11 protein-coding genes and 5 pseudogenes are annotated in these 12,362 nt (G+C 46.5%); 6 read left to right on the top strand and 10 right to left on the bottom strand.

The features are described 5' to 3' along the window. Positions 1–8 precede the first annotated feature (8 nt). The 10 genes and pseudogenes from VSQ32_15945 to VSQ32_15900 form a co-directional block, all read right to left on the bottom strand. Positions 9–212: pseudogene (locus VSQ32_15945) on the bottom strand (DUF4368 domain-containing protein). A 172-nt stretch (positions 213–384) separates the two neighbouring features. Then, positions 385–2,001, bottom strand: coding sequence for an IS66 family transposase (locus tag VSQ32_15940; protein MEH2944306.1), 1,617 nt, complete (start codon positions 1,999–2,001; stop codon positions 385–387). 117 nt (positions 2,002–2,118) lie between these two features. Further along, positions 2,119–2,496 (bottom strand): IS66 family insertion sequence element accessory protein TnpB, encoded by a 378-nt coding sequence (gene tnpB / locus VSQ32_15935; protein MEH2944305.1) that lies wholly within the window; start codon positions 2,494–2,496, stop codon positions 2,119–2,121. After that, positions 2,436–2,885 carry an IS66 family insertion sequence element accessory protein TnpB gene (locus VSQ32_15930; protein MEH2944304.1) on the bottom strand — a complete coding sequence of 150 codons (450 nt, stop codon included), beginning with the start codon at positions 2,883–2,885 and terminating at the stop codon, positions 2,436–2,438. Before VSQ32_15930 ends, tnpB begins: the two co-directional genes overlap by 61 nt. Positions 2,886–3,147: 262 nt before the next feature. Next, positions 3,148–4,221 (bottom strand): C45 family peptidase, encoded by a 1,074-nt coding sequence (locus tag VSQ32_15925; protein ID MEH2944303.1) that lies wholly within the window; start codon positions 4,219–4,221, stop codon positions 3,148–3,150. Between the two features lie 88 nt (positions 4,222–4,309). Then, positions 4,310–4,591: a hypothetical protein gene (locus VSQ32_15920; GenBank protein ID MEH2944302.1), complete on the bottom strand. Its 282-nt coding sequence runs from the start codon at positions 4,589–4,591 to the stop codon at positions 4,310–4,312. After that, positions 4,588–5,196 (bottom strand): transposon-transfer assisting family protein, encoded by a 609-nt coding sequence (locus VSQ32_15915; protein MEH2944301.1) that lies wholly within the window; start codon positions 5,194–5,196, stop codon positions 4,588–4,590. The genes VSQ32_15920 and VSQ32_15915 overlap by 4 nt, the downstream gene beginning before the upstream one ends. A 243-nt stretch (positions 5,197–5,439) precedes the next feature. Continuing rightward, positions 5,440–5,994 (bottom strand): annotated as a pseudogene (locus VSQ32_15910) (DUF4368 domain-containing protein). 49 nt (positions 5,995–6,043) lie between these two features. Continuing rightward, complete coding sequence (locus VSQ32_15905) at positions 6,044–6,952, bottom strand: IS3 family transposase (protein MEH2944300.1); 909 nt, start codon at positions 6,950–6,952, stop codon at positions 6,044–6,046. Then, on the bottom strand, positions 6,949–7,287 hold the full coding sequence (locus VSQ32_15900) for a transposase (protein ID MEH2944299.1): 339 nt from the start codon (positions 7,285–7,287) through the stop codon (positions 6,949–6,951). Before VSQ32_15900 ends, VSQ32_15905 begins: the two co-directional genes overlap by 4 nt. Positions 7,288–7,430: 143 nt before the next feature. On the opposite strand from VSQ32_15900, the gene VSQ32_15895 reads away from it, so the two are divergent. The 6 genes and pseudogenes from VSQ32_15895 to VSQ32_15870 all read left to right on the top strand — a co-directional run bounded on the left by VSQ32_15895 (position 7,431) and on the right by VSQ32_15870 (position 12,289). Continuing rightward, complete coding sequence (locus tag VSQ32_15895; protein ID MEH2944298.1) at positions 7,431–7,790, top strand: hypothetical protein; 360 nt, start codon at positions 7,431–7,433, stop codon at positions 7,788–7,790. A 113-nt stretch (positions 7,791–7,903) separates the two neighbouring features. Beyond that, positions 7,904–8,098, top strand: coding sequence for a hypothetical protein (locus tag VSQ32_15890; protein ID MEH2944297.1), 195 nt, complete (start codon positions 7,904–7,906; stop codon positions 8,096–8,098). After that, the gene (locus tag VSQ32_15885; protein MEH2944296.1) at positions 8,082–8,693 is read left to right on the top strand and encodes a GNAT family acetyltransferase; all 612 of its coding nucleotides are present in this window, start codon (positions 8,082–8,084) and stop codon (positions 8,691–8,693) included. Before VSQ32_15890 ends, VSQ32_15885 begins: the two co-directional genes overlap by 17 nt. A gap of 141 nt (positions 8,694–8,834) precedes the next feature. Next, a pseudogene (locus VSQ32_15880) lies at positions 8,835–9,533 on the top strand (ArdC-like ssDNA-binding domain-containing protein). A 299-nt stretch (positions 9,534–9,832) separates the two neighbouring features. Beyond that, positions 9,833–11,737, top strand: a pseudogene (ltrA, locus tag VSQ32_15875) (group II intron reverse transcriptase/maturase). Between the two features lie 112 nt (positions 11,738–11,849). Continuing rightward, positions 11,850–12,289, top strand: a pseudogene (locus VSQ32_15870) (TraG/TraD/VirD4 family protein). Positions 12,290–12,362 lie beyond the last annotated feature (73 nt).

The following is a 12,362-nucleotide window of genomic DNA, read 5'->3' as shown; positions in this document are numbered from 1 at the left end:
TCCGCCATCTTCTCACGCTCCGAAACAAGTATCTTGTCTACCAGTGCATTTACAACGGTTGCGTCCAGTTCCTTTAAGCCTTGATAGTTGCGGATTAGTGAGAGGAAGTCACGGATTCCCTGCGATTTCTCATAGCTTTCATTAAGGGTTTCCGTTACTTCCCTTAACCGTGCTTCGATTTCAAGCTGTTCTTTCTGGTATTTCCCCGACATCATCTCAAAATTCCGCTCGGTGATACGCTCCATGACCTTATCCTCATAGAGAGAGGAAAACAGCCTGTCAAGCTCCGCAAGGCGTTTATTCGTAAGCGCTCAATAATCCTACGAATGGACAAAATAAAACAGCCCCTACATAATGGACTGTAGGAACTGCAAGCATTTTACTCTACATTGTACCAGAACATCTGCCAATAACCTCCGGATTCCATGGGGCCAGCCTGGATAGTTCGCTGTCCGCCATCCTGGTCTCCGGCAGATGCTCAGGCAGATATTTCAGATATTTATAAATATTCAGGTTATGGGCTTTGGCCATCTCAACCATGGTATAAACCATGGCACTGGCATCCGCACCTTTGGGGGTATCGCTGAACAGCCAGTTGCGGCGGCCTGCCGTGAACGGACGGATTGAATTCTCACTCAGATTGTTAGAAAAGCTGCACCTGCCGTCCTCAAGGTATGTCATGAACTGCTCTCTGTGATTTTGGGCATAGTTCACCGCTTTCTCAAAGCGCGTCCCTTTTTTCGGGGACTGCTGTGAGACCCATTCCCAGAAAGCGTCCGGCACTGGCATCTCTTTCTGGATCCGGTATTCTTTCCGCTGCTCGTGGCTGTGTCCTTTCTCATGGGACTGACGTTCATACTCGAACAGCTTGTTGCAGTACTGCACCCCCTGGGCGGCAGGATTGCCGTAATCCAGCTCCTTCCCTTTCGGAACTGCCTCCACAAAGTACCTGCGCAGGTGCGCCCAGCAGCAGCACCGCTTCACATCCGGCAGGCCATTGTAGCCCTGGTAGCAGTCCGTCTCCAGATAGCCCTTGAAACCTTTTAAGAAGTCTGCCGCATTCAACCCTGCCCTGGTCTGCGTATACCGGTAGAGGATGATGGGCGGCAGGCCGTCCTCCCCGGTCCGGAACAGCCACATGAACGAGTCTGTCTCCGCATTCCGCTCCGGTTCCTTCAGCACCTGGACTCTTGTCTCATCTGCCATCAGGAACTGCCTCTTTATAAGTTCCCGGCGGAAATAGCCATACAGCAGAGAAAAATAATTCCCGGCGCAGTACAGGATCCAGTTTGCAAGCGTCGCCCTGCTCAGGATGACGCCCATCTGTTTCCAGTCCTGCTCCTGGCGGTACAGGGGCATGGAATTGGCATATTTCTGGTACATCGTCCATGCAACGGCGGATGCGGACGCATAGCTGTGGGGGATCAGCGCCTCCGGCACATGAGCCCTGGCGAACCTTACGGCTTCCGCCATTGCCGGGGCCGTGGAACATACCGGACACTTTGCCGTCTCCCGGTAGATATTGACTACTTCGCCCCTGGCAGGGGTGAAACGGAATTCCCGACGGACAAACTCCTTCCCGATGGCTTCCATTTCCGCTCCGCATTCCGCACAGTATCTCTGTTTTTCGGAAAGGGGGATGACCTCATCCCTCGCAGGCACACCCTTAAAGATATCCGCATGGGTGCTCTTTGCCCTGCGGGCATGTTCTCTGACAATGCCTTCTTCCGCCTGTTCCCCTGCGGGGGATGCCTCCTGCTCAGCCTCATTGAAAAGGCTGAGCTGTCCTTCCACATTTTCAGACTTTTCACTGGATGTGCCGAAGAGTTTTTTCGTAAGATAATCGACCTTTTCATTCAGGACCGCCATTGCTTCATTATTAGAAGCAATGGTCTGGCGCAGGGAATCGATAAGCTCATTCTGGCTTCTGACTGTCATATTCAGTTGGCTGATCGTGTCCTTATACTCCATGATTCTGGAGTCCTTCGGGTCTTTTGCCATCTATCCCTGCCTCCTCTTCTGATGCTTTTATTGTACCATGGAAAGCATCTGGAGTGAAGCCTGGCAGACCTTGTTTTTCGGGATATTCAGCTTTTTTTGAGAAACCCGCCGGTGCTGTCAGGAGGCTTTGGGCGGAGGGATATCCCGCTCATTTTCAGGCGGCCTGAACGCTTTGGGCTGTTCTATCTCCAGTCCTGACATGAGCCAGTCGAACTGCTTCCAGGAAATGCCCCTTGCCTCCTGGGAGTCCCTGGGCCACCGGAAGCGCCCCTGCGCCTCCATCCTCTTATAAAGGAGCAGGAACCCGTCACCTTCCCATAAAAGGGCCTTGATCCTGTCACAGCGTTTCCCGCAGAAAAGGTACAGGGCGCTGCGGCGGGGATCCATGTGGAGCTTTTCCTGCACGATCCCGCAGAGGCCGTCGATGGAACGCCTCATATCCGTGTAGCCGCAGACGATATAGATTTCGTCCGCAGCTGAAATGTCTCCTGACATGATCCGCCTCCGATCAGGCGGACGGTTTCTCTCAGCAGCGCCGGATCTGTCCCGTTGGGGATGCGCAGTACCATACCGGCTACGGATAGTTCCATGGCCGGAACCGGGAATGCCGGATACGCAGTCTCCAAAAGGGGCGGGGAGACATCCCGGCCCTGCCGGATGTCAGGCTCTATCCTGACGATTTCCTGTTTTGTGCTTACACGCTGGCTGTGAACTGGCTCCGGTATGTCCTGATATCCTTTCTGGCGGAGCCTGCGCACCCAGCCGTAGAATGTGCCTGGGCAGATGCCTTTCTCCCTGCACCACTGGTGGTCCGTCAGGCCGCTGGAGCGGCATTCCATGACCAGACGGTACTGCTCTTTCGCTTTGACTGGCTTTGCTGGCATATATTGAACCTCCATAGGTATAGTGAAATGCTTGCGTTTGCAGAACTCTGGCACAATGCATAGGGTAAGATGCCTGCATTTCCACTATCCATTATGAAGCCGAATTAAACCCTTGTCACTCCGTCAGGATATTTTGCGCTTACGTTTTTGAAAATAAAAAAGGTAGCTGATTGTCTGTTAAGATAACCGCTACCTAAAGGTAAACAATATTCAGTTTTTATGTTTAATTCTGTTCCCAACAAACAAGAGGTTTGCACCAATATCAATTATCCATATCCAGATTAAATCTTATGATATTGTTCGTTTTCCGATTAGCAAAAATCTCTCCGTAACCAGTTGTAAGATTATACAGAACACTCCATTGTAGTTTGTCTATATTTCCATCAAAAATACCGACATCAGCCAATAATTGAACTGCCTGACCTTCCTCAAGTATACCGTTATTCGCTTCTATCGCATTTTGCACTTTATCATAGCGTTCAAATTCAGTCCCTCCTTCTCCGATATTCAAACCGTCATAGGCAATAAAATTAGAAGCAATTTGATATTCGTCCTCCGCTTCAACGACACAAAGCTCTTGATTTACATATTCCACAATGACAGAATGCCCACTTGCATCAGCAATTAAATAATGGCAATCAATACCTCCAGAAAAATATATATTATATTGTTTTAACAATTCAATGGCTTCTTCCACTGTAGCCGCTTTATCAAGTACAAGCCGCATTGCTGTGGTTGTATTTAATGTTATATTGTCGGGATTATATGGGGCTTCCGCTTCTAGCACTGAAAGCGTAGCAATCGCAAGCCCTTTCTCATTCATTCCGTCAAAGGGAAGAAATGGTGCGGCTAATGTCAGGAAATCATCAAAAAGAGAACCACTTGGTAAATTGTCCTCAGAATATCCTGCAAAAGAAAGATTGACGGTGGAAACCGAAGCATATCCATTATTAGGTGCAGTGTAAAGTTGTAAAGACGGGGCATATAAATAATCAAAATTTCTTCCAAACAAAATATCGCCATTCTCATTTTTTACGACAAAAGCTGTGCAGCCGTCTCCTGTAACACCCAAATTTATTGGCAGTCCTTTCAACAACTTTTTTGTTACAAATGCTTCAATGTCCGCATCATTTTCAGCACCAATTTCCAGAAAGTCATCAAATCCATAATCGCCATAATAGGTCATTTGATACATTCCGTAATCATCAACCTTTTTCAATGACATAAGAGAGCGCAATTCATTTCTAAACAATACAAGTGCTGCGATTATAATAATCAACAAAGCTATTCCTATACCTACTATAACCCGAAGAACAATTTTCTTTTTTTGTTTCATATTTACCTCACTCCATAATTTCAATTTGTTTAATTATCCAACGCTGTTATTTTACCATAAGCACATACATAATTCCATTAAATTTTGCTTAATCTCCCTTTGCCTTATTCTTTGCAATCATCATCTGCCTTGCCCGTTCCCTCTGCTCTGTGCTGACCGCCCTCGGCTTGCGGTAGCTGACGTGTGATTTCGGAAAGGAATAGGTTTTAGATACCTCGTCCTGCCCTGTCAATCTGTATATGTCGGGAAAGTCTGCAACAAGCGTGTCAAGTTTCCGCATGACCGCCTTATCCCTTGTATAGAGGGTGGCAGTCTGTTCTCCTGCATTATAATTGAGAATACTTTCCTGCTCGTATCGTGAAAGTTTCATAGTACCATATCCCCCTTTCCTTTGCTGTGGGTTCTGTGCTGTTTTCCCTCGGCAACTGTCGGCTGTTTTGCCTGTTCCTTTGCTTTGGCTAATCTTGTCTTTATGGAATGGTCATGCTCGGTCAGTTTCCGTCTTTTGGTGGTGGCTGTCAGTTCCGCACACGTTTCATCTGACAGGGCATTTAATTTCTTCAATGTGTCGCTTACAATCTGCTTTGTATCGCTGTCCTTTACCTGCGGAAGAATAGCGGATAAACTGGCGCACGTTTCCGCTTTGTTCTGCTCCCCAAACTGATAAATTAAGTTGATTTCATCAGCGTTAAAAGGTATCTGAAAATTTGCGCCCTCACATAAACGCTCCACGCCCATGCACTTAGGGAGATTTCCTGTCAGTTCGTAATTATCCCTTGCTGTGATTGTTCCATGATTGTCGGTCTGCCTTACCTCGACTTCGCACTGGCTTTTCTGCTCCAACACAAGCCACTGGTATTTGTCGCTTTCTTTGGTGAATACGGTTTGATGCGCATTGGAGTGTGTCCTGCTATGGATATATTTGTCTGTGGTGCTGTAATAGTCCAAAATCTGCTGTTCCTGCTTTTTATTCATGGTCTTTACCCTCCTGTGATATGGATTGATTGATATGATTGGTTGGTTTCGGTGCTGATATATGGTTTTCTTCCGTTAATTGTCGGGAGATTGGATTGCGGAATACTGTTGTTGGGTATTTCTCCGCCTGTGGGAATAGGGGGTTATTTCTTACGGTAATTACCGCATGAAAAAAAGCTATAACCGTTACTGTCATAGCCTTTAAGGATTGAGGAAGTCCCTTTTTTATTTATATTTGTTTTGTCACCCCTCCGCACTATCCAACATCAGTCGGTCATTTTTTGCGGACAGTTCAATACATACCTGTCTGTCCCTTGTCCTGCTCCTGCGTTTGCTCTCGTTTGACTTCTCCCTCTGCACCTTTTTCGCACATATCGGGCAATATTTTGAGATAGCAGAGCCGGGGACGTATTCAACACCGCACACCGTACAATTCTTTGGCGGCAACGCTGTCCACCGCTTTGTGGGTGTGATATGTAATTCACCGACAAAGCCGATGAATTTATAGTAAATCTTGATTTCCTGCTTCACTGTTCCGTCTGCTGATTTTTCACGTTCCGAAACAAGTATCTTGTCTATTAGTGCATTTACAACAGTTGCGTCCAGTTCCTTTAAGCCTTGATAATTACGGATAAGGGAGAGGAAGTCACGGATTCCCTGCGATTTCTCGTAGCTTTCGTTGAGCGTTTCCGTTACTTCTTTCAGTCTTGCTTCGATTTCAAGCTGTTCTTTCTGGTATTTCCCTGACATCATTTCAAAATTCCGTTCGGTAATCCGCTCCATGACCTTGTCCTCATAGTGATTTTGTCAAGATTAGTTGACACATTTTTCTCAAGGGTTTTGTATTCTATGCTGCTTCTTCCAGAGAATCATAGTATCGCTGTCGTTTGATGATGGGAGGAAGCCCTCCATTAGCAGAACAGATCCTCCGGTTATTCCAATAGCTGATGAAATATCTCCAGATCAGGGTTTTCAGTTCATCTGTGCTCATCTTCTCAGTATCATAGCGGTCATATAACAGTTCTGATTTCATTCTGGCCCACATGCTTTCACAGCGGGCATTATCATGGCATCTTCCACCCGCGCTGTTCATGCTTTGTCGGATGCCATATTGATTGATTGCGTCCCGATAAAGCCGGCTGGTGTACTGGCTTCCCCTGTCACTGTGGATAATTGCTCCGCGGATGCCTGGATACGCTTCCGCCGCGTTTTTCAATGTCCGCACACATAACGGAGCTTTCATGTTTGTATCCATTGCCAGGCCAACCACGCTGGAATCGAAGCAGTCGAAAACAGCGGAAACATACAGCTTTCCATCGCTGGCTTTGATCTCTGTTATGTCTGTTACGCACTTGGACAGCGGTTCCTCTGACTTGAAATCACGTTTTAACAGATCTTCTGATTTCCGGGCTTCCCGGTCTGCTTTCGTGATTCCGTTTGGTTTACGCCTGGGATGATGGCTGATTCCAATATCCTCCATGACACGGTAAACAGTACGTTCGCTGGGAATATCCACATTTTCAGGCTGTTTTAACATTAATGCCTGATACATGCGGATCCGGCCGTAGGTGTCATTACAATCGTCTTCCTCAAGGATCTCCATCATGGCATCTGCCAGAGCCTGGTACTTCCATGGGCGGTCTTTATTTGCAAGGTACCGGTAAAATCCCTGCCTGCTGACACGAAGGGCTCTGCAGTAAAAAGAAAGATTTCCTTTTAATTCGCCGTCTTTGGTTTTAAACGCAATAAACTTCATTCTTTCGTTTTTGCTGACCTCAGACGGCTCGCGGCGAAAAAAGCGCTGGCTTCCTCAAGAAAGTCATTTTCCTTTTTCAAACGGCGGATTTCTTTTTCCTGTTCCTTAACCTGCTGTCGGAGCTTTAAGAGTTCCTCATTAAGCGTCATGGCGCTTTGCGGGGTCTGTGAACCTGCCCCAAGGTCGAGGCTGCCAGGGCGGTTGGCCCGTACCCAGCCATACATAGTATTCTTTGGTACCCCCAGTTCTTTGGCGGCTTTTGCTTGTCCGATTTCCTTTGCGAGTTTCACTGCCTGTACTTTGTATTCATGGTCGTATTGCCTGTTTTCTGCCATTTTTGTTCACTCCTTATTCTCTTGATTATATCTCAAATCCTTGAGAATGGGCTGTCAACTTTTTTTATACCATATCATTCGCACAGGAAGCGGAACTTGCGGAGAAGCTGGAACGCTTATCCGCCTTAAATGCCCTGCTCAATATGGACGAAAAGGGCGATGACGCACTCGGCATGGACGATGGGCCGGAGGAAGAAAACGAAGGACAGGAAACTTCTGGACATGATGTCCAGAAGTCAGGGCAGGAGGAAGAGGCTTCCATAAAGCCGGAAACCGGAGAAAGCGCTGTGGATGTGCCGATTCCATACCCGGTAGAAAACGCAGGGCATAATTACGCAGTGGACAATGGAAAGCCACAGGGGGCGAAACTGGCGGCGGCAATGGCTGACAAGCCTGTGCAGCGGACATCGCTGAGAGAGAAACTGGAAGCGTTCAAGGCTAAGGTGTCTGGAACAGAAAAACAGGAGAAGCATAAGGAAAAGGGGAAGGGGGTAACAATGTAGGCATAAAAAATTCATAAAAATCCTGTTGCAAAAGCGATGATAAAACCGTACAATGTAAATGGGATAGTATGCGGAATGTAAAAAGAGCCATACTGATAAAGGAGGTGTTTTTTATGGCAACTTCAAGCATTACAAAGAATTTTGTTATATCAGGCCAGAAGCAGGTGGAGATGTTTGCTGATGCGATTGAAGCATCTGCTAATAACCCTACGCCTCCTGTCAATGTCAGCGCTACTTTTTTAACTGACCCGAAAGATATAGCGAAATTTATGGAGAAAAGGAAGAAAGCGAATGCAGGAAACAAGTAAATATACAGTTTTCAACATTCGTGAGTATTTGGGCGATGGAAGTCATGGACTCGGAGAGGACACGCTGCTTCAGGTTCTTTCCGAGTTTTCATGTAAGATAAACCCGGATGTTGAAAGATTCATAAAGAAACAGTCTGTAGAGTTTGCAAAAAAACAACAGTCGGTTACATATCTGGTATTTTCAACGGAAGATGCAGAGCTGGTTGGATATTTTGCACTCACAATCAAACCGATTACCATAAACGCAAAACCATTCAGTAATACCGTAAAAAGGAAACTGTCAAGAGTAAGTACATTGAATGAACAGGATCAGACTTATAATCTTGCGGCGTATCTGATCGCACAGCTTGGGAAAAATTATAATAATGACGCAAATGAACGCATTTCAGGTAAAGAATTGTTAGGGCTTGCAATACGGCAGATACAGCGGCTGCAGTATTTAGCGGGCGGCATGGTTATCTTTTTGGAGGCAGCGGATGAGGAAAGGCTTTTGTCTTTCTATCGTGAGAACGGTTTTCAGCAGTTCGATACAAGACTGACAGATTCCTCCAAAGGGGAGCCGCATGAGCTGATACAGTTATTAAAACTGTTGTAACGAAAAATTTTATAGTAAAAGTAACTTCAGGTGCATGGTAGAGAAAAAATCAATACCATGCACTTTTTTTGTTTTCGGGATACCGTCTTGTAAATATTCAGGGCGGTATTTTTGTGTGGAAAAAGGAAAGGAAAATCAAATATGGCAGACGTAAAAACAGAAAAACAGAAAGTAAAGGAGATCACTGACAAGCTGGAGGAAGGGTTAAAAGAACTTTTTGAGAGCGGGAAGTACAAAAACTACCTCTCCACCATGTCTAAATTCCATAATTACAGTGTCAACAACACGCTCCTGATAGCCTTACAGCGCCCTGACGCCAGTCTGGTCGCAGGGTACCAGGCATGGCAGAAAAATTTCAACCGCCATGTAAACAAGGGGGAGAAGGGAATCCGTATCCTTGCCCCTGCCCCTTACAAGATCAAAGAGGAACGGGATAAGTTAGACCCTGTGACCGGGGAGATCATGCTTGACCAGGACGGGATGCCGCAGACGGAGGAAGTGGAGATTAAAATCCCCGCTTTCCGTGCGGTATCAGTGTTTGATGTCAAGCAAACATCAGGAGAGCCAATCCCGGAACTGGAGGCAAAAGAGCTTCTCTCCACGGTGGAGGGGTATGAGGACTTTGTTAAGGCAGTCACCTATGTTGCTCCGGTTCCGATCAGCTTTGAGGATATACCCGGAGATTCCAAAGGTTTCTTCAGCCCCACAGAAAAACGGATTGCGGTGCAGGAGGGTATGAGCGAGAGCCAGACTTTAAAGACGATGGTGCATGAAACCGCCCATTCCATGCTGCATGATAAGGAAATCAATAAGGATATTCTTGCGCCCGCAAAGGACAAGGGTATTATGCAAAGATAGGAATATCGGAATGTGGAAAGCCCCGGATGTGGAGTGGATACGCATGATGAAGCAATGGGCGGGAAAATCGTGCCGCCTTTTATGGGAGGTGCGGTATAACCGTTCTTAATCCGGGAGGAAAGAGCAGCCATGCTACCTGTGAAGCCGTGAACAAAGTAAGCGGTGGAGGGACGGGCTGTAGTCAGGAACAGAAACAAAATCATATTCAATAAACACGCATAGGTTCGAGTAGGACTAAGAAAGGCGAAAATCCAAACGAAAGTGGGGATAAGTAACCGACTATGGCAACAGGAAAGGCAAAGAAGAAAGATAAGTTAAGGCACGCCGAGTATTATGACTTTCAGGCAATTCAAGATAAGCTGTATGCCGACAGCAATAAAGGCAAAGTTTTCAAACATCTGGTTGAAATCATTGCATTACCCGAAAACATACGGCTGGCATACCGCAACATCAAGAAGAACCACGGGAGTACGACGCCCGGCACAGATGGAAAAACAATCACAGAATTATCAGCACTCTCTGATGAACAGCTTATATGCGCCGTACAGCGCAAATTAAACTGGTATGTCCCACAAAGCGTCCGGCGGGTAGAAATTCCGAAAGGAAATGACCCAATGAAGAAGCGCCCGCTCGAAATACCGACGATTATGGACAGGCTGATACAACAGTGCGTATTGCAGGTCATGGAGCCGATATGTGAGGCGAAATTCCATGACCACAGTTATGGATTCCGCCCTAACCGGAACCAACAGCACGCAATCGCCCAGGTTCACAAAAATATGCATAGAAGCAATCTCCACTATGTCGTAGACATAGACATTAAGGGGGTCTTTGACAACGTGAACCACGGAAAACTTCTGAAACAGTTCTGGACAATGGGAATCCATGACAAGAAGCTGCTTAGTATTATATCAGCTATGCTAAAAGCGGAGGTGGCCGGGATAGGATTCCCGGAGGTCGGTACGCAGCAGGGAGGTATTATCTCTCCCCTGCTGTCCAATGTAGTTCTAAACGAATTGGATTGGTGGCTTGCCAGCCAATGGGAAGAAATACCAACGGAATTTCCTTACAAGGAGTCCGTCAATTACAACGGAAGTGTCAGCAAAAGCCATAAGTTCGCCGCATTGCGCAGGACAAGGCTCAAAGAGGTCACCTGCATCTGATACGCTGATGATTTTAAGATATTTACGAACAGTTATCAAAGCGCGGTGAAGCTGTTCCACGCAACCCAAAGCTGGCTCCATGAAAGGCTCTCGCTTGAAATCAGCCCAGAAAAATCAAAGGTGATAAACCTGAAAGAACAGTATTCAGAGTTTCTTGGCTTTAAGCTAAAGGTTATCCCTCGTGGGAAACGGAGCAATGGGAATACCAAATATGTAGTGGAAAGCCATATCAGAGAGAAATCTATTGCGAAAATAAAACCAAACCTAAAACGACTGATTTATGACATTGAGTTCCCGTCACAAGGCAGGCGTACTGAATATCAAGCGATTTGTCGCTACAACGCTTATGTAATGGGAATCCATGAATATTACCAATTAGCCACAAAGGTCTGCGATGACCTTGCACCATTCGCCTTATCTGTCCACAAGAGCCTGCGGGCAAGACTGAAAAAACGTGTAAAAACTGTAAAACAGGTCAGGAAAAGGAAGATTCCATGTGAAGTATCGAAAGTTATCAGGGAACGGTACGGAAAAAGCAGACAGCTCCGATATGTAGCCGGACACGCAGTTGTCCCGATTGGTTACATACGGCACAAGCCCCCGAAGTCCATGAAGCGCAAAATCAATTCCTATACGCCGGAGGGCAGGGCCGAAATCCATAAGAATCTGGACAGAATCGACATGGCGGTTCTTCACTACCTGATGAGGAACCCGGTTCTGTACCGTTCTATCGAATACAACGATAACAGGCTTTCGCTGTATTCGGCTCAAATGGGAAAATGCGCTGTGTCTGGCAGGGCGCTTTCGATTGGTGATATTCACTGCCATCACAAAGTGCCACGGCACTTAGGCGGTAAAGACAACTATCAGAATCTGATACTGGTATGCGAAGATATGCATCGCTTAATCCATGCCACAAACCCTGATATTACCAAGAAATATATGGAAATCTTTAAACTTGACCAAAAGCAGAAAGAAAAACTCAGCAAGTTAAGAAGCCTTATCCACGTTGAGAGTTATTGAGATGAAATAAAATCTGTTCCTGATGGAAAGCCGGGTGAGCTGAAAGGTTCACGCCCGGTTTAGGGCGGGGGAAAATCCAGAGATAACATCAAAGGATTACCTATCGCTGTTCAAGGAGCTGCGTGACCTGACAAGCTATGACGAGTTGGGGTTGGATATGATCGGGGATGAAAAGACAGCGTTGTTTGTCATTATCTTCGATACCGATGACACGTTCAATTTTATCGTGTCTATCATGTATACGCAGCTTTTCAACCTGCTCTGTGACAGGGCGGACGATGTGTATCATGGGAGGCTGCCCGTCCATGTGCGCTGCTTACTCGATGAGTTTGCAAATATCGGGCAGATACCAAAGTTTGAGAAGCTGATTGCCACAATCCGGAGCCGGAAATATCGGCTTCCATTATCTTGCAGTCGAAGTCGCAGCTTAAAGCGATTTATAAGGACAACGCCGACACCATTGAAGGGAATTGTGATACCACCTTATTCCTCGGAGGGAAGGAAAAGACCACTTTAAAAGAGATGGCGGAAATTTTGGGTAAGGAAACGATAGTGCGCCCGTTAGGGTGTATGCCATAAACCGCCTTTAGCAAGCGGTAGACAAAGATATCAAAGAAAGGAAGGT

The sequence above is a fragment of the Lachnospiraceae bacterium JLR.KK002 genome, from assembly GCA_036941025.1.
Taxonomy (GTDB): Bacteria; Bacillota; Clostridia; order Lachnospirales; family Lachnospiraceae; genus Petralouisia.
This window is presented reverse-complemented; position numbering and strand designations above follow the sequence as displayed.

Excerpts from the sequence above, each read along its gene's own strand:
- VSQ32_15940 (MEH2944306.1), bottom strand. The coding sequence starts at position 2,001 with ATGGCAAAAGACCCGAAGGACTCCAGAATCATGGAGTATAAGGACACG.
- tnpB (MEH2944305.1), bottom strand. The coding sequence starts at position 2,496 with ATGTCAGGAGACATTTCAGCTGCGGACGAAATCTATATCGTCTGCGGC.
- VSQ32_15930 (MEH2944304.1), bottom strand. The coding sequence starts at position 2,885 with ATGCCAGCAAAGCCAGTCAAAGCGAAAGAGCAGTACCGTCTGGTCATG.
- VSQ32_15925 (MEH2944303.1), bottom strand. The coding sequence starts at position 4,221 with ATGAAACAAAAAAAGAAAATTGTTCTTCGGGTTATAGTAGGTATAGGA.
- VSQ32_15920 (MEH2944302.1), bottom strand. The coding sequence starts at position 4,591 with ATGAAACTTTCACGATACGAGCAGGAAAGTATTCTCAATTATAATGCA.
- VSQ32_15915 (MEH2944301.1), bottom strand. The coding sequence starts at position 5,196 with ATGAATAAAAAGCAGGAACAGCAGATTTTGGACTATTACAGCACCACA.
- VSQ32_15905 (MEH2944300.1), bottom strand. The coding sequence starts at position 6,952 with ATGAAGTTTATTGCGTTTAAAACCAAAGACGGCGAATTAAAAGGAAAT.
- VSQ32_15900 (MEH2944299.1), bottom strand. The coding sequence starts at position 7,287 with ATGGCAGAAAACAGGCAATACGACCATGAATACAAAGTACAGGCAGTG.
- VSQ32_15895 (MEH2944298.1), top strand. The coding sequence starts at position 7,431 with ATGGACGAAAAGGGCGATGACGCACTCGGCATGGACGATGGGCCGGAG.
- VSQ32_15890 (MEH2944297.1), top strand. The coding sequence starts at position 7,904 with ATGGCAACTTCAAGCATTACAAAGAATTTTGTTATATCAGGCCAGAAG.
- VSQ32_15885 (MEH2944296.1), top strand. The coding sequence starts at position 8,082 with ATGCAGGAAACAAGTAAATATACAGTTTTCAACATTCGTGAGTATTTG.